The sequence below is a fragment of the Asanoa sp. WMMD1127 genome, from assembly GCF_029626225.1.
In the GTDB taxonomy this organism is placed as follows: Bacteria; Actinomycetota; Actinomycetes; order Mycobacteriales; family Micromonosporaceae; genus Asanoa.
The window spans coordinates 4,052,342-4,072,723 of record NZ_JARUBP010000001.1 but is presented as its reverse complement, the minus strand read 5'-3'; the positions used below and the strand labels follow the sequence as shown (position 1 = coordinate 4,072,723).

At 74.4% G+C, this 20,382-nt stretch carries 19 protein-coding genes and 1 pseudogene; 10 read left to right on the top strand and 10 right to left on the bottom strand.

Going from position 1 to position 20,382, the window contains the following annotated elements; all coding sequences use genetic code 11:
* Positions 1–25: 25 nt before the first annotated feature.
* Both O7635_RS19450 and O7635_RS19445 read left to right on the top strand, forming a co-directional pair.
* The gene (locus tag O7635_RS19450) at positions 26–472 is read left to right on the top strand and encodes an ATP synthase F0 subunit B (RefSeq protein WP_278081866.1); all 447 of its coding nucleotides are present in this window, start codon (positions 26–28) and stop codon (positions 470–472) included.
* Positions 473–702: 230 nt separating this feature from the next.
* Entirely contained in the window at positions 703–1,350 is a 648-nt protein-coding gene (locus O7635_RS19445; RefSeq protein ID WP_278081865.1) for a hypothetical protein, read from the top strand.
* A 6-nt stretch (positions 1,351–1,356) separates the two neighbouring features.
* On the opposite strand, the gene O7635_RS19440 is transcribed toward O7635_RS19445, so the two are convergent.
* Entirely contained in the window at positions 1,357–1,695 is a 339-nt protein-coding gene (locus O7635_RS19440) for a TraR/DksA C4-type zinc finger protein (protein WP_278081864.1), read from the bottom strand.
* A gap of 9 nt (positions 1,696–1,704) precedes the next feature.
* Positions 1,705–2,832 carry an FAD-dependent oxidoreductase gene (locus O7635_RS19435; RefSeq protein WP_278081863.1) on the bottom strand — a complete coding sequence of 376 codons (1,128 nt, stop codon included), beginning with the start codon at positions 2,830–2,832 and terminating at the stop codon, positions 1,705–1,707.
* A gap of 67 nt (positions 2,833–2,899) precedes the next feature.
* Here O7635_RS19435 and O7635_RS19430 point away from each other — a divergent pair, with 67 nt between their 5' ends.
* Positions 2,900–3,484, top strand: a complete 585-nt coding sequence (locus tag O7635_RS19430; protein WP_278081862.1) for a TetR/AcrR family transcriptional regulator — start codon at positions 2,900–2,902, stop codon at positions 3,482–3,484.
* Here the strand turns inward: O7635_RS19430 and O7635_RS19425 are convergent.
* The 3 genes from O7635_RS19425 to O7635_RS19415 form a co-directional block, all read right to left on the bottom strand.
* Positions 3,481–6,069, bottom strand: a complete 2,589-nt coding sequence (locus O7635_RS19425; protein ID WP_278081861.1) for a helix-turn-helix transcriptional regulator — start codon at positions 6,067–6,069, stop codon at positions 3,481–3,483. The two genes, O7635_RS19430 and O7635_RS19425, sit on opposite strands and share 4 nt — an antisense overlap.
* Before the next feature lie 100 nt (positions 6,070–6,169).
* Positions 6,170–7,033 carry an alpha/beta hydrolase gene (locus tag O7635_RS19420; protein WP_278081860.1) on the bottom strand — a complete coding sequence of 288 codons (864 nt, stop codon included), beginning with the start codon at positions 7,031–7,033 and terminating at the stop codon, positions 6,170–6,172.
* An 88-nt stretch (positions 7,034–7,121) separates the two neighbouring features.
* Positions 7,122–8,438, bottom strand: coding sequence for a PQQ-dependent sugar dehydrogenase (locus tag O7635_RS19415; protein ID WP_278081859.1), 1,317 nt, complete (start codon positions 8,436–8,438; stop codon positions 7,122–7,124).
* A gap of 120 nt (positions 8,439–8,558) precedes the next feature.
* Between O7635_RS19415 and O7635_RS19410 the strand changes: the two genes are divergently transcribed.
* Together O7635_RS19410 and O7635_RS19405 are read left to right on the top strand one after the other, a co-directional pair.
* Complete coding sequence (locus tag O7635_RS19410; RefSeq protein WP_278081858.1) at positions 8,559–8,732, top strand: DUF4236 domain-containing protein; 174 nt, start codon at positions 8,559–8,561, stop codon at positions 8,730–8,732.
* Between the two features lie 76 nt (positions 8,733–8,808).
* Entirely contained in the window at positions 8,809–9,306 is a 498-nt protein-coding gene (locus O7635_RS19405) for a potassium channel family protein (protein WP_278081857.1), read from the top strand.
* On the opposite strand, the gene O7635_RS19400 is transcribed toward O7635_RS19405, so the two are convergent.
* Together O7635_RS19400 and O7635_RS19395 are read right to left on the bottom strand one after the other, a co-directional pair.
* The gene (locus O7635_RS19400) at positions 9,260–10,186 is read right to left on the bottom strand and encodes a hypothetical protein (RefSeq protein WP_278081856.1); all 927 of its coding nucleotides are present in this window, start codon (positions 10,184–10,186) and stop codon (positions 9,260–9,262) included. The genes O7635_RS19405 and O7635_RS19400 overlap by 47 nt on opposite strands.
* A gap of 24 nt (positions 10,187–10,210) precedes the next feature.
* Positions 10,211–10,729: a VOC family protein gene (locus O7635_RS19395; protein WP_278081855.1), complete on the bottom strand. Its 519-nt coding sequence runs from the start codon at positions 10,727–10,729 to the stop codon at positions 10,211–10,213.
* Positions 10,730–10,786: 57 nt separating this feature from the next.
* Between O7635_RS19395 and O7635_RS19390 the strand changes: the two genes are divergently transcribed.
* Both O7635_RS19390 and O7635_RS19385 read left to right on the top strand, forming a co-directional pair.
* Positions 10,787–11,245, top strand: a complete 459-nt coding sequence (locus O7635_RS19390) for a MarR family transcriptional regulator (protein ID WP_278081854.1) — start codon at positions 10,787–10,789, stop codon at positions 11,243–11,245.
* A 126-nt stretch (positions 11,246–11,371) separates the two neighbouring features.
* Positions 11,372–12,067, top strand: a pseudogene (locus tag O7635_RS19385) (tetratricopeptide repeat protein); the annotation flags it as partial.
* 1,463 nt (positions 12,068–13,530) lie between these two features.
* Here O7635_RS19385 and O7635_RS19380 read toward each other — a convergent pair.
* Complete coding sequence (locus O7635_RS19380; RefSeq protein ID WP_278085528.1) at positions 13,531–14,943, bottom strand: ATP-binding protein; 1,413 nt, start codon at positions 14,941–14,943, stop codon at positions 13,531–13,533.
* Positions 14,944–14,987: 44 nt separating this feature from the next.
* Entirely contained in the window at positions 14,988–15,644 is a 657-nt protein-coding gene (locus O7635_RS19375; protein ID WP_278081853.1) for a response regulator transcription factor, read from the bottom strand.
* A gap of 96 nt (positions 15,645–15,740) precedes the next feature.
* Between O7635_RS19375 and O7635_RS19370 the strand changes: the two genes are divergently transcribed.
* The gene (locus tag O7635_RS19370) at positions 15,741–16,868 is read left to right on the top strand and encodes a hypothetical protein (protein ID WP_278081852.1); all 1,128 of its coding nucleotides are present in this window, start codon (positions 15,741–15,743) and stop codon (positions 16,866–16,868) included.
* A 72-nt stretch (positions 16,869–16,940) separates the two neighbouring features.
* On the top strand, positions 16,941–17,798 hold the full coding sequence (locus tag O7635_RS19365) for an NAD(+)/NADH kinase (protein ID WP_278085527.1): 858 nt from the start codon (positions 16,941–16,943) through the stop codon (positions 17,796–17,798).
* A gap of 24 nt (positions 17,799–17,822) precedes the next feature.
* On the opposite strand, the gene O7635_RS19360 is transcribed toward O7635_RS19365, so the two are convergent.
* Positions 17,823–19,202, bottom strand: a complete 1,380-nt coding sequence (locus O7635_RS19360) for a cellulase family glycosylhydrolase (RefSeq protein ID WP_278081851.1) — start codon at positions 19,200–19,202, stop codon at positions 17,823–17,825.
* A gap of 213 nt (positions 19,203–19,415) precedes the next feature.
* On the opposite strand from O7635_RS19360, the gene O7635_RS19355 reads away from it, so the two are divergent.
* The gene (locus tag O7635_RS19355; protein WP_278081850.1) at positions 19,416–20,378 is read left to right on the top strand and encodes a TIGR03557 family F420-dependent LLM class oxidoreductase; all 963 of its coding nucleotides are present in this window, start codon (positions 19,416–19,418) and stop codon (positions 20,376–20,378) included.
* Positions 20,379–20,382 lie beyond the last annotated feature (4 nt).

The following is a 20,382-nucleotide window of genomic DNA, read 5'->3' as shown; positions in this document are numbered from 1 at the left end:
TCGATGTCCCGGCACGGAGGTGGCGATGTTCGATCGAGACAACCCCTTCCTCGCGATCACCCCACTCTGGCCGGAGGTGCTGACCGGCGTCGTCACATTCGGCCTCCTCGCGCTGGTGCTGATGAAGGTCGTGTTTCCGCGGATGGAACGCATGACCCAGGCCCGCGCCGACGCGATCGAGGGTGGGCTCGCCCGCGCCGAGGCGCTGCGGGCCGAGGCCGAGCAGCTCCGCGACTCCTACCGCGAGAAGCTGGCCGAAGCGCGGGTCGAGGCGGCCCGCATCCGCGACGAGGCACGGGCCGACGCCGACGAGACGCGCGCCACAGCGTTGGTGGCGGCGCGGGCCGAGGCCGATCAGATCGTCGCGGCGGGGCGTGATCGGTTGGCGGCGGAGCGTGCGGCCGTCGCACGTGGACTTCGGCCCGACACGGAGCGACTGGCCGCCGATCTTGCTGCCCGGATCATCCGCTAGCAGGGCTTATTCACTCATCTCATCGTGGACATTAAGGGCGAACGCGCCTGGTCAAGAGTGGATCCTGTCGTCTTCCCCCTCGATACGAGGGCGCTCGGCCTGGTAGCGTCCGGCCGACCGGGTCGCTCAAGGACGGAGGTCGACCGGTGACGGACAACCGGGTGAAGGGCCGAGTGAAAGGGCTGTTCGGCGGTACGACTCCGGACAATGGCCAGCATATGGTCGAGCCCGTGCCCACCGAGACGTTCGGCGACCCCAACTCGCACCAGGCTCTCGCCGTGCTGACGCTCGCCCAGCGCACGGCCGACGAGCATGTCGCCGCCGCGCAGCGCCAGGCCGAGCAGCTGATGGCCGAGGCCCGCCGGGCCGCGGACCAGGTGGCCCGCGAAGCGCAGGGCTACTCCGACGAGATGCGCCGGCAGGCCGACAAGGTGCTCGCCGACGCCCGCGCATCGGCCGAGCAGTCCGCCCGCGAGGCGGCCGCCCACGCCGACGACGTCCGCCGCGAAGGCGAGCGCCTGCTCAACGAGGCGCAGGAGACGGCCGAGCAGACCGTCACCGACGCCAACGAGACCGCCGAACGGCTGGTCAGCGAGGCACAGGCCAATGCCGAGCAGATCACCCAGGACGCGCAGGACGCGGCCGAGGCGCTGGAGCAGGACGCGCAGCGCCGCTACGAGGAGCAGGTCGGCAGCCTCCAGCCCCAGCGCGAGGCGTTGCAGCAGGAGATCGACTCGCTGCAGCAGTTCGACCGCGACTACCGCACCCAGCTCGTCGCGTTCATGCAGGGCCAGCTGCGTGCGCTCGGCGTCGAGACGCCCAACGCCGGCAGCGAGACCCAGGCGCTGAGCCAGCTCGCGGTCGTCCGCGAGGCGTGACCGGCGTCAGGCGGCGCAGCTGACGCAGGTGCGGGTCGCGGGCAGCGCGGCCAGGCGCTCCGGGTGGATCGGTCGCCCGCAGCGCTCGCACCGGCCGTAGCTGTCGTCCTCGACCCGCCGCAGCGCGTCGTCGATCGCCACGAGGCGGTCGCGGGCGCGCTGCAACAGGGCGCTGGCCTGCGCCCGCTCGTACGCGATGGTCTGCCCCTCGGGATCGTGCTCGTCGTCGGTGTTGGCTCCGGTCTGCGCGGTCACGATCCCCTCGACCACCCGCCCCAGCGCCTCGATCTGCGCGACGGTCGCGCGCCGCTCGTCCCGCAGCCGCTCCACCGGGTTGTTCGCCATCCGCCAAGGTTAGAGCTGGGGCGGGGTCCAGTTGGCGTAGCGGGCCATCGAGCGCAGGCCCGCGCTCGCCGGGGTCATGCGGATCACCGCGTTGCGCAGGGCGACCGCGAGCGGGTTGCGCAGTTGCTGGCCGAACCGCCCCATCTGGTACGCGGCCCGCGCCACCTCCTGTGACCTCGGTCGCCGCTGGGCGTCGTAGGCGGCCAGCCCCACCCGCACGTCGCCGTCGGGGTCGCAGCGGGCGGCCAGCACCACCGCGTCCTCGATCGCCTGGTTGGCGCCCTGCCCCAGGTTGGGCGTCATCGCGTGCGCGGCGTCACCGAGCAGCGCCACACCGCCGTGCACATAGGACGGCACCGGCGTGCGGAGGTGGCGGAGGTCGTCGCGGAGCACGGTGTCGGTCGCCGCCATCAGCGCCGGGATCGGGTCGTGCCAGTGCCCGAAGCGGGCCCGCACGGCGGCGAGCTCGTCCTCGTTCCAGGCCTCCCGCGGCGAGGTGACCGCGCCGAACCAGTAGACCCGGCCGTCGCCGAGCGGCACCATGCCGAACTCGGCCCCCTCGCCCCACGTGACCGCCACCACCAGCGGGCCCCGCCACGGCTCGGTGGTCACCCCGCGCCAGGCGGTGGTGCCCGCGTAGGCCGGCGACGGGACGGTCGGCCACAGCCGCCGGCGGATCAGGCTGTCGATGCCGTCGGCCGCCACCACGAGGTCGGCCGTGCGCCCGTCGACGCTCGGTCGCGGGCCGGCGCTCACCTGCCGCACCTCGCTGCCGGTGACCACGGTGTCCGGCGGGAGCGCCTCGAGCAGCACCCGGTGCAGCGTGGCCCGGTGGATGCCGATCGCGGAGGTGCCCAGCGCCCGGGTCATCGCGTCGCCGTCGACGCGGGACAGCCAGCGACCGTCCGAGGTGCGCAGGCCGCCCGACGCCTCGACCTGCCCCTGGGCCCGCACTGCGTCGCCGACGCCGAGCGCGTCGAGGCCGCGCATGCCGTTGGCCAGCAGGGTCAGCCCGGCACCGACCGGAGCGATCCGCGGCGCCCGCTCGAGCACGGTCACCTCCCAGCCACGCCGGCGCAGACCGATCGCCGCGCTCAGCCCGCCGATGCCGGCCCCGACCACGATCGCTGTCGCCATGACCCCTCCGCCCTTCTACATCTGTAGAATCACCATACTACAGGTGTAGAAGAGCAGGAGGGCGCCCGTGACCCGCTTCACCGACCTGACCGACGCCGCGATCGCCGTGGTGGCCGAGCAGGGCATGCGCGGCCTCACCCACCGGGCGGTGGACGCGCGGGCGGGCCTGCCCCTGGGCACGACGTCGGCGTACTTCCGGACCCGCAAGGCGCTGATCGAGGGCCTGGTCGGTCGCCTCGCCGAGCTGGACAACGCCGATGTGGCCACGCAGACGCTCGACCCGCCGCCGACCGATCCGACGGCGTTCGCCGACGCGGTGGCCGGGGTGCTCGACACCTGGCTGACGGCGGGCCGCGAACGCACCCTGGCCCGCTACGCCTGCCTGCTCGAGGCGACGCACCATCCCGAACTGCGCACGATCCTGGCGTACGGCCGCGCCTCCCGCGACCAGGCCCGCGCGCTGATGACAGCGGCCGGCGTGGCGAACCCGGGCCAGGCCGGCGACCACTTCGTCGCCTGCGTCGACGGGCTGCTGTTCGACCGCCTCGCCGGCGCCGGCGCGCTCACCGCCCCGGCACCCGGGACGCCGGAGAACCGCGCCGACCTGGCCACGGCGGTCGGCAAGCTGCTGGCCGCGTTCACCGCAAGCTAGATGACGCGGGCCAGCTCGGTGCGGGAGCGCACGCCGAGGCGGCTGAAGATGTTGCGCAGGTGATGGTCGACCGTGCGGGTCGAGAGGAACAGCTGGGCCGCCACCTCGCGGTTGGTGGCGCCGGCGGCGACCAGGTGGGCGATCCGCTGCTGCTGGGCGGTCAGGCCGGGGCCGGGCGGCAGCGACGCCGGCAGGTCGCAGGCGTCGCCGGCGGCCCGCAGCTCGGCGTTGGCCTGCGCGGCCCAGACCGGCATGTCGACCAGCGCGAAACCCTCGGCGGCGCGGTGCAGGTGCGGCCGGGCGTCGCGGGGATGCCGGGCCCGGCGCAGCTCGCGGCCGAGGAGCAGCTCGGTGCGGGCCCGCTCGAAATCGCCGCCGTCGGCCGGGTGCAGGCGCAGCGCCTCTTCGAACGCGGCCACCGCCTCCGCTCCACCGCGCGGCGCGAGCAGGGCCCGGCAGCGCGCGGCGAGGGCGCGCCGGGTCGGGTCGCCGGTGGCGGCGGCCCAGCGGTCGTACACCTCGGCCGCGGACCGGCCGGCCTCCGGGTCGCCGGCCGTGGCGGCCGCCTCCACCAGGTGCGGCGTGGCGGTCATCTGGATCAGCAGGGTGCCGCTGCCCGACGCCGGGTCGGCCATCGAGACGAGCCGCCGCAGCGCGTCGCCCGCCCGCCCGGCGACCAGGTCGAGCACCGCCAGCGCCCACTGCACCAGCGCCCGCGGCCGGCTGGCCGGCGAGGCCGAGCGCAGCTCGCGCATCCACCGCATGCACTCGGGCGCGTCGCCGCGCAGGGCGGCCAGCACCGCGAGCAGGCCGACGAGGTTGCCGGCGGTCGACGCCTGCCCGCAGGCCCGCGCAACCGCGACGCCCTCCGCCGCGCTGGCGGCCGCGGCGCCGTAGCAGCCCATCCAATATTCGACGAACGTGCGCAGCTCCAGCGCCCGCGGCAGCAGCGCGACCGCGCCGCTCGACCGGGCCAGCTCGGCGGCGCGCTCCAGGGCCCGATGCGCGGCGGTGTCGTCGCCCAGCAGCAGGCCGGCCGCGGCGGCGGAGATCAGCACGTCCGGGTCCGAGGTGGACAGTTCGAGGACCGATCGCAACGCCGGCCGGCCCCGCTCGTGGTCACCGCGGAGCACGGCGGCGAGACCGGCGACCTGGGCCGCGCGGACCGGCTCGACCAGACCGGCGCGCCGCAGCCGGACGGCACGGCGGAGCACCTCGCGGTAGCGCCCGTGGTCACCGTCGAGGCAGACCGCCTCTCCGGCCAGCACGAGCGCCCGCCAGGCCTGGTCGGGCCGGGCGGGGGCCAGCTCGTCGGCGGCCGCGAGCAGCAGCTCCAGCGCCTGGCCGGCGGTGCCGCCGCGCAGCGCGATCTCGCCCGCGAGCAGCGAGCCGGTGGCGCCGGAACGGGCCAGCAGGCGGCGGGCGCGCGCGGGGTCGCCACCGAGCCACGCGTAGCGGGCGGCCGCGACCCGCCGGGCGGACGCCGGGCCGGCGTCGGGGCTGAGCTCGGCCGCCCGCTCCAACGCCACCGCGCCGACCCGGCAGTCCACGACGGACTCCGCCGCGCGTTCGATCTCGTCGGCCAGCGCGGCGTTGGGTGGCGGCGTCGCGGCGGCCAGGTGCAGGAGCCGGCGCAGCCGGTGCGCGTCGCCGGTGAGCAGCCGGGCCAGCGTGCGGTGGGCCCGCTGGCGCTCGGCCAGCGTGGCCTCGTCGCGGATCACCTCACGGACCGCCGGATGCGCGAGCTCCGTGCCGCGGACCAGCCCGGCCCGCTCGGCCGCGGCCAGGGCGCCGCCCCCGAGCCGGGCGAGCACCGCCGGGTCCAGCGCGTCGTCGAGGGCGACCAGCAGCAGCGCGCGCCGGGTGGCCGGGGGCAGGGACCGCAACCGCGTCCGGTACGCCCGGCGGAGTGCACCGTCGGCCGGCAGCCCGGCCGGCGGTGGCTCGGCGCCGCGGCGCTGCTCGGGCGTCAGGGCCCGGATCAGGTCGTGCAACGCCGCCGGGTTGCCGCGGGCCAGCCCGACCAGCACCTCCGCGAGCGGCCCACCGAGACCGTGGTCGGCCAGCACGTCACCGGCGGTGGCCGGATCCAGCGGCGCGAGCCGCAGCGCCGCCCCGTCGACCGGTGGCCCGGCGGCGCCGGCGAAGACCATCGCGACCGCGTGGTCACCGCAGCGCCGGGCGACGAACGCCAGCACCTCGAGCGACGGCGGGTCGACCAGGTCGGCGTCGTCGACCACGACGAGCACCGGCCGGCGACGGCTGCGGGCGACGACCGCGTCGAGCACCCGGGTGCACAGCCGCAGCCGCTGGTCGGCCGTCCGCGGCCGGCGGACCGGTGGCGGCACGGGCAGCCGGTGCAGCGCCGCGTAGGGCAGGTCGGTCTCGCCGGGCAGGCCGAGGACGGGGATCCGGTCGAAGCCGGGGGCCTGCCGCACCGCATGGGCGAGCAGCGCGCTGCGGCCGGACCCCGGGTCGCCCTCGAGCACCAGCGCGCCGCCGGCGCCGTCGGCCGCGCGGCGCAGCAGCTGGCCGATCGCGGCGAGCTCGCGTGCCCGCCCACGCAGCAGCGCAGATATCTGCACTGCCGGTGCAACAAGCATGTATCCAGTTTCACCTATCCGAAAGCTTCTGGCAACAAAGACGCCCGTCGATCGACGGGCGCCTTCGTCGTGCGTACGCGGATCAGCTGCTCGGGCAGGTGTTGCGGTACTCCTCGATCGACAGTCCGCTCGGCCCGGGGCAGAGGAACTGCTCGTAGCGGGTGTCGTCGTCGACGAACCGCTTGAGCCAGGCCACCATCTGCCGGGCGGTCGGGGTGTTGGTGCTCTGCGGGAAGAAGTGGCTGGCGCTGTTGAGCTCCAGGTAGGCCTTCTCCGCCGACGCCGGGATGCTGTTGTAGAACGGGATCGAGTGCGAGGAGACCGGCGCGACCGTGTCGCTCTCGCCACCGATGATCAGCGTGGGCACCCGCAGCTCGGACCAGGTCTTGTCGGTGTTCCACGGCGCGAGCGGGATCGCGGCCTGCAGCGACGGCCGGTCGGAGGCGGCCTCGAGGCTGCCGCCGCCACCCATCGAGTGGCCGGCCACGGCCAGCCGGTTGCGGTCCACCCGCGTGCGCACCGAGCTGCTGTTGACCAGGTAGTCGAGCGCCGCGAGGAGCTGCTGGCCACGGCTGGCGGGCTGGTCGAGGCGGCTGTTGGTCTCGATGCCGATGACCACGAAGCCGTGCGAGGCGAGCCGGGGGCCGAGCCAGCTGATGCTGGACCAGGCGGCGGTGAAGCCCGGCGAGATCGCGATGCCGCCGAAGGTGCCGTCGGCGGTGCTGGTCGGGTAGTAGATGACGCCGCCGCCGAAGCCGCTGACCAGCGAGGAAACGGTGGTCGAAGACGTGGCGTACGGGCCACGGGAGGCTTCGAGGAGGGAGACGCTCGGATCGGGGCCGCGCTCGTAGGGGTTCTCGGCGGCGTGGGCGCTGGGGACGCCCACGACACCGACGGCGAGCACGGCGGCCGCGGCCGCGGCGGCGAGGCGGATGGGTGTCTTCACGTGGGGGGCTCCTGGTCCGTCGGGGGACATCGACGTGGACCAGTGTTTGGCGCGCCCCCACGGGAGCGCATCGGCGAAATTACCGGTGTCAGGTGGTGACGCGCAGGATCCGGTCGTCACCGGGCGCCGGGTCGCCCCGGCCGTCGTGGTTGGAGGTGAGCACCCACATCGACCCGTCCGGCGCGGCCGCGACGTGCCGGAGCCGGCCGTGCTCGCCGCGCAGCAGCGCCTGGGCGCCGCTGCCGTCGCTGTTGATCGTGTAGAGCCGCTCCCCGCGCAGGCAGGCCATCCACACCCGCCCGTCCGGGCCGACGGCGATGCCGCTCGGCGACGCGTCGGCGGTGCGCCAGGTGGCGATCGGGTTGGTGAACGCCGGGTCGTCGGAGTTGCCCTCCGCCTCGGGCCAGCCGTAGTTGCGGCCCGGCTCGATCCGGTTGAGCTCGTCGTAGGTGTTCTGGCCGAACTCCGAGGCGAACATCGCGCCGCCGGAGTCCCAGGCCAGCCCCTGCACGTTGCGGTGGCCGTAGCTGTAGACCGGCGTGGCGCCGAACGGGTTGCCCGGCGCCGGCGCGCCGTCCGGGGTGAGTCGCAGGATCTTGCCACCCAGGCTGGCGCGGTCCTGTGCGGCGTCCCGCTCCCCCGCGTCGCCGGTGCCGACGTAGAGCATCCCGTCGGGTCCGAACGCGATCCGGCCGCCGTTGTGGTTGCCGGCCTTGGGGATCCCGCTGAACACCACCGAGCGGGCGTCGGGCTGGTCGGGCCGGAACCGCGCGATCCGGTTGTCGTCGGCCGCGGTGTAGTAGACGTAGACCCAGTCGCCGGCGGGCGCGATCGCGATGCCGAGCAACCCGCCCTCGCCGGCCGGCTGTGCCTCGTCGACCACCGTCACCTCGCGGGCGCTGTTGCCCTGCACCGACAGGATGCGGGCCGTGTCGCGCTCGGTGACCAGCGCCGACCCGTCGGACCGGAACGCCAGGCCCCACAGCGCGCGCAGGTCGGTGACCACGTCGGACACGGCGGCGGCCCGGGCGTCGGGCGCGGCGTCGACGGACGGCTCGGCGAACCAGCCGCGCCAGGCCGCGACGCCACCGAGGGCGGCGGCGACCAGCACGACGACGGTGACCACGGTCAGGGCGATCCGAGCCCGGCTCACCCATCGAGAATAGCGCCGCGCGCACGGGGCACCCGAAGGCATGCTGTGCATCCGCTCCGAGGACTCCGTCCTCAGCATCGCGTCCAAGGGATCGATCCTCTCGATCGGTTCGATCGGGTCGATCGGGAGCATCGGCTCCGTCGGGTCGGCCTTCTCCGCGTTCTCGATCGGCTCCTGGGCCAGCGCGTTCTCGCTGCTGTCGGCCGCGTCCGAGCGGTCGGTCATGTCGTGGGCGTCCCGGCTCGGCGTCATGCGCTCCGGTCGATCGCGTTGATCCACTAAGCCGGTTTCGGAAATCAGCGATCTGGGCACATTCAGGCTCGACCCCGGCGCCAGGGATGCCGCGGGCCGACAAAGAAAGGGTGCCTGATCATGGGTCTGATGTTCCGTAAGCGGAAGAAATTCGGCCCGATCATCCTGAACTTCACGGAGAACGGCTTCAGCTCCTGGAGCATCAAGATCGGTCGCTGGTCGTGGAACTCCCGGGCGCGCGCGCACCGCGTCGACCTGCCGGGACCGCTGTCCTGGAAGCAGGACAAGAGCTGACCTCCCCCGCTCGCGGCGCCCTCCGGTCCTCCGGAAGGGCGCCGCGAGTGCGTCTGCCCTGAGTAGATTGTCCGATATGAACCGGGCGGCGTGGGTCCGTGTGGTGACGGCGGTCGTGCTGCTGGTCGCGCTCTACTACGTCGTGCCGGTCGAGCGCGGCGACGCCGGCTGGCGGCTGGCCCTACGCGCGTTGGCCGCACTCGTCTTCGTCGGTGGCGCGGTCGCCCTGGTGGTCTGGCAGATCCGCCGCCGGCTGCGCAGCGACCAGCTCCCGTTGGAGGGCCTGGCCGTCGCGCTGGTGGCCGGGGCGATCGCGTTCGCGCTGGCCGACTACGTGCTCGAGGTGACGCTGCCCGCCCAGTTCGACGGGCTGGAGACCCGCACCGACGCGCTCTACTTCGCACTGTCGACGCTGTTCACCGTCGGCTTCGGCGACGTGCACGCCGCCGGTCAGGGCGCGCGGGTGCTGCTCTGCTTCCAGATGGTGTTCAACATCGCGGTGCTGGCAACGGGCGCGTCGCTGCTGGTCAACCAGGCGTCCGCCCGGGTGCGCGCCAACCGGCGGCAGCGATGACCACGTCGCCGCCGAGCCGGCCGGCCGGCGGGTCGCGGGTGACCTGGCCGGCGGTCAACAAGGCGGTCAGCACCCGGTTGGCGTCGGCGGCGCGATAGACGGTGTCGGTCACGGCGAACCGGCGCAGCTCGGTCACCGTCGCCCGGCCGACCTCGCCGAGGTGGGCCAGCAGCTCGCGGCGCAACGGGCCGGGGTGGGGCCGCTCGGAGATGTCGAGCAGGTGCTCCTCCGGGTCGTGCGGGTCGCGGTAACGGACGCCCGCGTACTCGTCGACCGCCCACATCGCGTCCTTGAAGGTGTCGAGGCTCTTGCCCGCGCCGGTGGCGAACGCGACCAGCCGGGCGCTGCCGTCGCGGGCGACCAGCTCGACGTCGGCGACCAGCGGGAAGCCGGCCTCGCCGAGCAACGCCCGATGGTCGCGGGTGCCGGCCGGCAGCACCAGCAGCAGCTCGCCGGGCTTGCCGCGGGCCACCGCGGCCACGGTCGCGGTGGCGGGGGCCGGGCCGGTGGTCGCGTCGAGGTAGGCGAACAGCGGCGCGCCGGCGGCCGAGGCGGCGCGCAGCACCGCGGCCAGGGTGTCCACCCCGCCGTCGACGGCGTGGATGTCCAACCCGGACGGCGAGTCGAGCTCACGGTAGACCGCGTCGAGCGCCGGCCGGTCGGGATCAGGCGCCACGACCGGCGCGGTCAGCCGGCGGCCGCGCAGCAGGTCGGTGAACTCGTCGAAGACCCGCAGTGCGGCCTCGGGCAACCCGTCGAGCGGGCCGCCGTAGGCCTGCGCGAACGTCGCCCGCTTGCTGCGGTGCAGGGCGGCCGGACCCCACGCGTCGAGCTGTCGCACGAGGATCTCGCGTACGACGTCGTCGATCGGCCCGGCCATGCCACCATTTTGGCCGAAAAGGCGTCAGGCGGGAACGGAGATCCCGACACCGCCTCGCGTCTGGCCGCCGTAACGGGCCTTCTCGGCCTCGATGTCGAGCCGGCCGATGCGGCGGCGGGCGGCCAGCGCCGCGTCGTCGAGCCGGTCGGCCGGGATCAGCCAGACGATCTCGAACTCGAGGCCGTCGGGGTCCTTGCCGTAGAGCGACTTGGTGCTGCCGTGGTCGGACGTGCCGGCCAGCGCACCGGCGGCGGCCAGGCGCTCGGCGGTCGCCGACAGCTCGTCGAGCGTGTCGACCTCCCAGGCCAGGTGGTAGAGACCCACGGTGGCCCGGCCGGCCGGCGAGGGGCCCGCGCCCTTCACCTCGAACAGCCCGAGGTCGTGGTCGTTGGTCGAGTCCTTGGCCTGGAGGAACGCCGCGCCGGCGAACCCGTCGGGCGTCATCGGCACCCGGTGGAAGCCGAGCACGTCCTGGTAGAAGGCGACGCTGCGGGCCAGGTCGCTGACGAACAGGACCGCGTGGTTGAGTCGGTGGATGCCCATGGCCACAACGGTAGCGCCGTCTAGTTGAGAGTTCAACTAGGTGGGTATGATGCCGCCATGACGCGATGGCTGGACGACCAGGAGCAGGCGACCTGGCGTGCGTTCCTGGGCGCCACCCGGGCCCTGATGGACGCCCTCGACCGCGAGCTGCAGCACGAGGCCGGCATGCCGCACGCCTATTACGAGATCCTGGTGCGGCTCTCCGAGGCGCCCGACCGCACCATGCGGATGAGCGAGCTCGCCGACGCGTGCGGCTCGTCGCGGAGCCGCCTCTCCCACGCCGTCGCCCGGCTCGAGGAGTCGGGCTGGGTGCGCCGGCAGGACTGCCCGACCGACCGCCGCGGCCAGCTCGCCGTGCTGACCGACGAGGGTTTCCGCCGGCTCGCCGAGGCCGCGCCCGGTCACGTCGAAGGCGTCCGGACCCACCTCTTCGACCAGCTCACCCCGGCGCAGGTGGCCGAGCTTCGCAAGATCAGCGACGCGATCCTCGGCGGCCTGAAGGACTTCCGCCCATAACGGACGTGCGCCATGCGCACGAACGGACGACTTCGGGGTACGCGGGCCCAGGTCACGTAGCGTCCGGTCAATATCTCCGCCAACTGGCTCTTGTACCCAACGTCGCCAAACAAGCACGATGAGGCGATGTCCATCGGCCTCGGTGACCTCACGGCGCGCGCGCAGGACCGGATCCACGCCGGTGACCTGGCCGGCGCCGAAGAGCTGCTCGCCGACGCCCTGGCCAAGGCCGACCCGTCCCCGGCCACCGCCACCGACGACCTCGCGCTGGCCGCCGCGCTGCAGGCCAAGGTGCTGCTGGCGCTCGGCGAGGCGCACGACGCGCGCGGCTGGGCCTCCTATGCCTACTCGGCGACCACCCGGCTCTACGGCGCCCACGACCCGCGCACCACCGACACCGCCACCACCCTCGCCGCGGTGTTGCACCGGGTCGGGGCGCACGAGCGGGCCGCCCGGCTCTACCACGACGTGATCCTCGAGCTGTCCGCCGTCGAGGGCCCCGAGTCGGCCCGGGTCCTGGCCGCGCACGCCGACCTGGCCACCGTCGAATACGCCCGGGGCGACTGCGCGACCGCCCGCACCCGGCTCGAGGACGCCTGGGAGCTCCATCGCGAGGTCTACGGCGACGGCCACCCGGCCGGCATCCGGATGCTCGCCAAGCTGGGGGCGATGGAGCGCGACTGCGGCCGGGCCGACGACGCCCGTGCCCACCTCGCGCTCGCCCAGGAGCTGTGCCGCACCCACCTGCCCCCGGAGCACCCGCTCATCGCCCAGGTGGCCGCGCTATCTCGGGCCGCACCCAACCCCGACCACGTGTGCGCGGTCGACGACAGCGAGCGGGTGGCCACCGACTCCGGTCCCCCGCCGCCGCGCTCGCCGATCTCGCCCGCCGGGGCCGGCTACGTCCGGCCGTTCACCCCCGTGCCGGAGCACACCCCGCCGGTGGCCCCCCGGCCCATGACGCCCCCGCCGGTCGCGCCCGTGCCGGTCGCCCCGCCTCCGCTGGCGCCGCAGCCCGTCACGCCCACCCTTCGTGACGGCTTCGACAGCGGCGCCGCGCTCGAGGAGGACGGGGCGCCGGGCGGGCCCCGGCACGCCGCGGACGACGCCGTCCCGGACCGCTTCGCGGCCGGCGCGGACCTGCGCGACGCGTACGCCACCGAGACCTACCCGGCCGACGCGGAGCCCTGGTCGCCGCCGCTCCAGCGGGCGGCGCAGGAGCGCCCGGTGTGGCCGGAGGCGGCCGGTCCCGCCGCGGGCTGGGCCCACCACGCGACCGACGAGGACCGGTCGGCCTGGGCCCAGCGCCGCGACGACGCCGCGCCGGCCGGCGACGAGATCTGGGCCCGCCAGGACGCCACCTGGGACCGCACGACCAGCGAGACCTGGGACGGCGCCGACGGCAGCTGGGACGCCGGCGAAGAGGTCTGGTCGAGCCACCGGACCGGGAGCGACGACGAGCGGTGGGCCGCGCCCGCCCCGGATGACGACTGGGAGCGCGACGCGTGGGGCCCGGACCCGGGCGCGGCGTCGCTGCCGGGAGCGGCCGGCGGGACCCGCGCAGCCGGAGCGGCGGGCGGGACCGGCGCAGCCGGAACGGCCGGGGTAGCCCGCGTCGCCGGAGCCGGCGGACCGGACACCGCGCGCGGACCGGCCAATGCGGGCGGACCGGCCAACCCCGGCGGACCGGTCGGCGCCGGCGAACCGGCCGAAGCCGCCGACGAGACCCGATCCGCCCTCGGAGCCGGACCATGGGCGGCGGGCGCCCCGGCCTACCCGCGGGCGCTGGAAGCCGGCGACGACGCGGAGCGGCGCGCCGCCCGCCTTCCGGAACGCCGGGCGGTCGAGCCGTTGCCCCCGCCGCGCCGCACCCGCCGCGTGCTCCCTCTCGTGCTCGCCGGCCTCCTGGTGGTCGTGCTCGGCGCCGCGGCGGTGATCGCCGGCTTCGCCCTGATCGACGACCAGGGCGACGTCCCGATCACCCAGCCGACGGCGCGCCCGACAGCCGGGCCGACCGCGGCACCCACGAACCGGCCGCCGGCGACCACAGCGCCCGCGGTGGCCCGGCCCGGCACGCCGCCCGCGAGCGTCTCCCTGGTCGACGGGGCCGACCAGATCACTCTCCGCTGGCGCTACCCGGCCGGCGCGAGCGGTCCGGTGGTGGTCTCGGCCGGACCCACCGGCCAGCAGCCACGACCGATCGAGGAGCTGCCCGCCGGCAGCGACAACTACGTCGTCTACGGGCTCGCCGCCGGCGACGACTACTGCTTCGTGGTCGGCGTCGTCTATCCGGCCGGCGTGGTCGGCCGGGCGAAGCCGGTCTGCACCGACCGCGCCTGAGCCGGCGCGGCGCTGTCGGAGTCGACGTCGGGCTCGACCGGGTCCGGCTCCGCCGCCGGCAGCCGCACCGTGACCCGCAGTCCGGGCCCGGCGTCCGCCAGGGTGACGGTGCCGCCGTGCCGGGCGACCAGCTCCCGCACGATCGACAGCCCGAGCCCGGCGCCGCCCGCGTCCCGGGCCCGCGCGTCGTCGAGGCGGGTGAACCGGTCGAAGACCCGGTCGCGGTCGGCCGCGGGGATGCCCGGCCCGTCGTCGGTCACCGTGATCTCCACCCGGTCGCCGGTCACGCCGCCGGCCAGCTCGACCCGGCCGCGGGCGTGCCGCACGGCGTTGTCGAGCAGGTTGGCCACCACCCGGTCGAGCGCCGCCTCGTCGCCGACCGTCCACGGTGTGCCGTCGACCGGCCGCAGCGTGACCGTGCCCGGGTAGCGCGCCGCCACCGTGGCCAGCAGCCCGCCGACGTCGACCGGCCCGGTCACCGGGTCCGGCCGACCGGCCAGGTCGTCGGAGCGGGCCAGCAGGAGCAGGTCGTCGACGAGGCGGCCGAGGCGGCGCACGTCGGCGAGCAGCTCGTCGGTGTCCGGCGGATCCCCGATCCGCTGCGCGACCTCGAGCTGGGTGCGCAGGTTGGCCAGCGGCGACCGCAGCTCGTGGGCGGCGTCGGCCACGAATGCCCGTTGCCGCGCGCGAGAGCCTTCCAGACGGGCCAGCATGCCGTTGAGGGTCACCGCCAGCCGGTGGATCTCGTCGCGGCTCGCCGGCAGCGGCAGCCGGTCGGCCCGGCTGCCGTCGGTGATCCGCTGCGCGCCGGCCCGCAGCGCCTCGACCGGCCGCAGGGTCGCGCCGATCACCCGCCACGCGATGGCCGCGAGGAGCAGCACCAGCAGGGGGTACGCGATCAGCAGCGAGTGCTTGAGCAGGTCGACGGCGCGCACGAGGTCGCCGAGCGACTTGGCGACCAGCACGGTCCGCGGCTGCGCGGCCGTGCCGGCGGGCACCGCGACGACCTGCACGGGCCCGGTGACGCCGATCCGCTCCCCGGCGATGTAGACGCTGCTGGTCCGGTCGCTCCCGGGCGCCGGCCGCTCGTCGGGATAGAGGAACGGCACGAGCCGGTCGGCCCCGAGCGACGCGGCGACGACCCGGCCCTGGTCGTCGATCACCTGGGCCCGCACGTCGTCGCCGGAGACCGGCAGCGGGTCGGGCAGCGAGTCGTTGGCGATCAGGCCGGCGAACTCGGTCGCCGTCCGGTTGGCGGCGTCCTCCGCGCCCCGGTGCAGGGTGCCGCCGAGCACCGTCACGAGCAGGACCCCGCCGACCAGCAGGCCGGCCACCAGGCCGGAGACGCCGAGCAGCATCAGCCGGGCCCGCAGGCTCAGCCGCTGCCACAGCCCGCGGGGGTTCACGACGCCAGCCGGTAGCCGGCGCCGCGGACGGTCTCGAGCCGGTCGCGGCCGATCTTGCGGCGCAGGTAGCCCACGTAGACCTCGACGGCGTTCGGCGCGGTCTCGAGGCTGGCGTCCCAGACGTGGTCGAGCAGCTCGGTCTTGGACACGACCTCGCCGCTGCGGCGCATCAAATATTCGAGCAGCGCGAACTCGCGGGCGGTCAGCCCGACCGGGTCGCCGTCGCGGGTCACCGTGCGCTGGGCCGGGTCGAGGCGCAGGTCGCCGGCCTCCAGCACGGTCGGCCGGGCCGGCGCCCCGCGCCGCAGCAGGGCCCGCAGGCGCGCCAGCAGCACGACGTACGAGAAGGGTTTGGTCAGGTAGTCGTCGGCCCCGCAGTCGAGCCCGTCGGCCTGGTCGTATTCGCCGTCCTTGGCCGAGAGCATGAGCACCGGCAGCCAGCGGTCCTCGGCCCGCAGCGCGCGGACCACCCGGTAACCGGACAGGCCGGGCAGCATCACGTCGAGGATCATGGCGTCATATTCGCCGTGCCGGGCCAGCTCCAGCCCCGTCGGGCCGTCGGCCGCGAGGTCGACGACGAACCCCTCGGCCTGCAGCCCACGCCGCAGCGCCGAGGCCAGCCGCTCCTCGTCTTCGACCACCAGCAACCGCACCAGCAAAGCGTGCCATCCCAGGGCCATGGGTTCCCAGCCCTCTCAGCCGCGTCACAGCCGGCACCCGCCATCATGTTTCGCAGGAGGTAACCACCCATGTCTGTTTTGTCCAAGCGACCGGTGATGCGCTGGCTGGTCCCCGCGACCGCAGCGGCCGCCGTGATCGGTGGCGGCGCCGCGGTGGCGACCGTCGCCGGCGCGGCCGACCCGACCCTCCCCGAGCGGTCCGCCGCCCAACTCCTCGTCGACCTGCAGACCGCGCGGCTCGACGGCCTCTCCGGCACCGTCGTGCAGCGCGCCGACCTCGGCCTGCCGCCGATCGTGAGCATGGCCGGCATGCTGGGCGACGACAACCTGGCCTCGCTGGTCGACGGCCAGCACACCCTGCGGGTCTGGTACGCCGGCCCCGACAAGGCCCGCGTCTCGCTGGTGGGCGGCACCGCCCAGACCGACGTGATTCGCAACGGCACGGACGCCTGGCTCTGGAGCAGCCGCACCAAGACCGCCACCCACACCAAGATCGACGCCGACGGCGACCACGGGGCGCCGCCGGCGGGCGTGCCCGCCTCCCCGCAGGAGGCCGCCGACCTGGCGCTCAAGGCGATCGAGCCCAGCACCCAGGTCAGCGTCGGCCGATCGACTAAGATCGCCGGGCGTGACGCGTACGAGCTGAACCTGACCCCGCGCGACCACGAGTCACTGGTCGGCCAGGTATCGATCGCGATCGACGCCACAGAGCACGTGCCGCTGCGGTTCCGCGTCTACCCGAGCGCCTCCGACAAGCCGGCGTTCGAGGTCGCCTTCACCATGGTCAGCTTCGACCGCCCCGACGACGGCCAGTTCGTCTTCAACCCGCCGGCCGGCACCAAGGTCACCGAGGCCGGCGACAAGGTCGACGGCGAGGCCGCCCGCAAGGAGGGCGAAGCCGCCAAGAAGGAGTTCGAGAAGGAGCTCGCCGAGCGGCCGGCCGGCGCCGGCCCGAAGATCATCGGCGAGGGCTGGACCAGCGTCGTCATGGGCAAGCTCGACAACAAGGCCAACGACGCGGAGGCGCCGGAGATCAGCGGGCTGCTCGGCCAGCTCCCCAAGGTCAGCGGCGCCTGGGGCAGCGGCCGGCTGTTCACCAGCCGCCTGGTCACCGGCCTGCTCACCGACGACGGCCGGGTGTTCGCGGGCGCGGTCAGCCCGGAGAAGCTCTACGAGGTCGCGGCCGCCAACCGCTGACCGTCGCACTGGAGCGCCCGGTCGTCGAGACCGGGCGCTCCGTCGTCTACGCACTACAGTTGCGCTGTGGGAATGGTGCATACCGTCGGGATCGTGCTGCATCCGCAGCGCGACTCGGCCACGGCCATCGAGACCATCCTCCAGTGGGCCAACGGCCACGGCGCGTCCGTCCTGGGGCTGGCCGACGACATCGCGCGGATCGACTGCAGCGCGATACCGGTCGACGCGGAGACCCTCGCGACCAAGGCCAACCTGCTGGTCAGCCTCGGCGGCGACGGGACGATGCTGCGCAGCATGCGGCTCGCGGCCGGCACCAAGTCGCCGGTGCTGGGCGTCAACCTGGGCAAGCTCGGCTACCTGCCCGAGATCGACGTCGACGAGCTGCCGTGGGCGCTCTCCGCGATCGACAACCGGCAGTTCTCGCTGGAGGAGCGCCTGGCCATCCGCTCGCGGCTGCCCAACGACAAAGAGGTCACGGCCTTCAACGACATCGCGCTCGTACGCGTGCCCGGCGACGGCTCCGCGGCCGTCGGGGTGCGCATCCTGGGCGTCCCGTTCGTCCGCTACGCCGCCGACGCGGTGATCGTGGCGACGCCGACCGGGTCGACGGCGTACGCGTTCTCGGCCGGCGGCCCCATCGTGTCGCCCCGGCTCGAGGGCATGCTGGTGGTGCCGTCCTCGCCGCACTCGTCGTACAACCGGGCTCTGATGCTCTCGGTCGACGAGACCGTGACGCTGGACGTGCTGGAGCGCAGCGGGCGGCTCGCGGTCGAGGTCGATGGCGGCGTGGCGACCTATGTCGGCCCGGGCGACCGGATCGACGTCAACGCCGTGCCGGCCGCGGCGCGGGTCATCCGGCTCGGCCACACCACGTTCTCGGAGCGCGCGCGGCGCAAGCTCCGCGTCAGCGGCAGCGCCGAGGTCGACTGAGCGACCCCGGCGCCGCCGGCCGGCTCAGCTCGCGGTGCAGGTGAGCGTCGGCGTGGTGTTGCTGCCCGTCCACGACCCGAGGAAGCCGAACGTGGCGCTGGCGCCGGCGCCCAGCGTGCCGTTGTAGGTCACGTTGCGCGCGGTGACCGCGGTGCCCGAGGTGGACAGTGTGGCGTTCCAGGACTGGTTGATCCGCTGGCCGTTGGCCCAGCTCCAGCCGACGGTCCACCCGCTCGTGCCGGCGCTGCCGGCGGTGACGGTGACCTCGGCCTGGAAACCGCCCGGCCACTGACCGATCACGCGGTACGCGGCCGTGCAGCCACGGGCCGGCGGCGGCGTGGTCGGCTGCGCGGTCGGGGTCTGGGTCGGCCCGGTGGTCGGCGTCGCGGTGGGGCTGCCGGTCGGGCCGCCGCCGAACACGGTCGCCTCGCGCGAGGTCGACCGGATCCCGTTGACCCCGTCGACGATCCGCTGACCCCAGCTCGTCGGCCGCGCGGGGTCGAAGTTGGTGACCATGTCGAGGTATTCGACGCCGCCGCCGTTGCCGCTCCACGACCAGCCGATGTAGCCGATCCGGTTGGCCTGGGCGTACGACATGATCGTGTCCTCGTCGGGGTTGCCGTCGGAGTGGTTGTGGCCGAACTCCCCGACGACGATGGGCAGCCCGGCCGTGCGGAACCGGCCGAGATAGTCGGTGATCTCGGCGGCGGTGTCGAAGACGCCGTACATGTGGATGCTGAACACCGTGTTGCGGTCAGGGTCGGCGGCGAACACGGCGGCCGCGTTGTCGCGCATCTCGAACCGCCAGTCCTGGCCCCAGTTGGGCGCGTCGACCATCAGCGTGTGGTCGAAGCCGGCCTGGCGCATCCGCTGGATCGCCGTGGTCGTCGCCTGGGTCCAGGTCGGACTGACGGCGTTGTTGCCGACCGGCTCGTTGCCGATGTTGATGATGACGTAGCGCTCCTGGCCGGCCAGCACGTCGCGCAGGCCGATCCAGTAGTCGACGGCGGTGGCCAGCGGCACGGCGCCGCTCTGCTCGCCGTACCCCGTGGTGTCGTGGTTCTCCAGCACGCAGATCAGGCGGTTCTGCCTGCACAGGTTGACCACGTTGGCCACGTCGGCCGCGCCGTTGGCCGGCCAGCGGCCGCCGCTGAGCACGACCCGCACGGTGTTGGCGCCGGTCGCCTTGATGTCGGCGAAGGCGCGGGTCTGGGTCTGGTACCAGGTGTGCGCGTGGCTGATGCCGCGCATGACGAACTCGGTGCCGTTGGCGTCGTAGAGCCGGCCGTTGGCGACCGTGAAGCCGGCGGCCGCGCGCGCCGGCGAACCGATGGTCAGGACGAACGTGGCCGCGAGGGCGGCGGCGAACAGCGCCGTGAGGACGGCGAGGAGTCGGGATCGCATTTCCTGCCTTCACAAGGGAGACGTGACAAGGGGTCGGCAGCTGGCCCGTCAGCTGCCGCCCGGCTCCCTGGGGCGTCGCTCCACATTAGGGCCGCCGACCGGGACAGGTCAACCGGTTAAGTTGACGGTCGTCACATCGGCCGGGCCGAGGGCGGTTGGCCCCCGGCGAGCGGGGTATGCGGGGCGAAAGGTGATGTTTCGAGGAGGGAAACCATGGTCGCCGTCGGCTACTCCCTGTTGTGCGAGCAGTCCGGGCCGAAGGAACTGGTCGACTACGCGATCCGGGCGGAGGAGGTCGGCTTCGACCAGATCACCATCTCCGACCACTACTACCCGTGGCTGGACGCGCAGGGGCACGCGCCGTACGCCTGGTCGGTGCTGGGCGCCGTGGCCCACGCGACCTCCCGGGTCGAGCTGATGACCTACATCACCTGTCCCACGCGCCGCTACCACCCGACCGTGGTGGCGCAGAAGGCGGCGACCATGCAGCTGCTGGCCGACGGCCGGTTCGTGCTCGGCGTCGGCGCCGGCGAGAACCTCAACGAGCACGTGGTCGGGCCGTGGCCGCACGTGCGCGAGCGGCACGCGATGCTGGCCGAGGCGCTGGAGATCATCCGGCCGCTGCTCGACGGCGAGAAGCTCACCTACTCCGGCGAGTACTTCGAGGTGCCCGAGGCGTACGTCTGGGACCGCTCGGACCGCCGGGTGCCGATCGCGGTGGCGCTCTCCGGGCCGGAGTCGGCGGGACTGGCCGGCGAGTACGGCGACGGCGCGATCGCGACCGAGCCGGTGGCCAAGCTGCTGCGGATGTTCGACGAGGCGGGCGGCGCCGGCAAGCCCCGCTACGGCCAGGTGCCGATCTGCTGGGGCACCGACGAGGCGGCCTGCCGGAAGATCGCCCACGAGCAGTTCCCGTGGTTCGGCCTCGGCTGGAAGGTCAACTCCAACCTGCCGAACCCCGACGCGTTCGCCCAGGCGTCACGGTTCGTGCGGGAGGAGGACGTCGCCCAGGGCATCGTCTGCGGTCCGGACCTCGACGCGCACGTCGAAGCGGTCAAGAAGTACGTCGACGCCGGGTTCACCAGCGTCTCGGTCCTCCAGATCGGCGACGAGAGCCAGCGGGATTTCCTCGACTGGGCCGAGAGTGACCTGATTCCGGCTCTCCGACGGCTGTAACGGG

Coding starts and splice junctions, on each gene's coding strand:
- O7635_RS19450 (WP_278081866.1), top strand. CDS start 26: ATGTTCGATCGAGACAACCCCTTCCTCGCGATCACCCCACTCTGGCCG.
- O7635_RS19440 (WP_278081864.1), bottom strand. CDS start 1,695: ATGGCGAACAACCCGGTGGAGCGGCTGCGGGACGAGCGGCGCGCGACC.
- O7635_RS19435 (WP_278081863.1), bottom strand. CDS start 2,832: ATGGCGACAGCGATCGTGGTCGGGGCCGGCATCGGCGGGCTGAGCGCG.
- O7635_RS19415 (WP_278081859.1), bottom strand. CDS start 8,438: ATGACGCCGAGCCGGGACGCCCACGACATGACCGACCGCTCGGACGCG.
- O7635_RS19410 (WP_278081858.1), top strand. CDS start 8,559: ATGGGTCTGATGTTCCGTAAGCGGAAGAAATTCGGCCCGATCATCCTG.
- O7635_RS19405 (WP_278081857.1), top strand. CDS start 8,809: ATGAACCGGGCGGCGTGGGTCCGTGTGGTGACGGCGGTCGTGCTGCTG.
- O7635_RS19400 (WP_278081856.1), bottom strand. CDS start 10,186: ATGGCCGGGCCGATCGACGACGTCGTACGCGAGATCCTCGTGCGACAG.
- O7635_RS19395 (WP_278081855.1), bottom strand. CDS start 10,729: ATGGGCATCCACCGACTCAACCACGCGGTCCTGTTCGTCAGCGACCTG.
- O7635_RS19390 (WP_278081854.1), top strand. CDS start 10,787: ATGACGCGATGGCTGGACGACCAGGAGCAGGCGACCTGGCGTGCGTTC.
- O7635_RS19380 (WP_278085528.1), bottom strand. CDS start 14,943: ATGCTGCTCGGCGTCTCCGGCCTGGTGGCCGGCCTGCTGGTCGGCGGG.
- O7635_RS19370 (WP_278081852.1), top strand. CDS start 15,741: ATGTCTGTTTTGTCCAAGCGACCGGTGATGCGCTGGCTGGTCCCCGCG.
- O7635_RS19365 (WP_278085527.1), top strand. CDS start 16,941: ATGGTGCATACCGTCGGGATCGTGCTGCATCCGCAGCGCGACTCGGCC.
- O7635_RS19360 (WP_278081851.1), bottom strand. CDS start 19,202: ATGCGATCCCGACTCCTCGCCGTCCTCACGGCGCTGTTCGCCGCCGCC.
- O7635_RS19355 (WP_278081850.1), top strand. CDS start 19,416: ATGGTCGCCGTCGGCTACTCCCTGTTGTGCGAGCAGTCCGGGCCGAAG.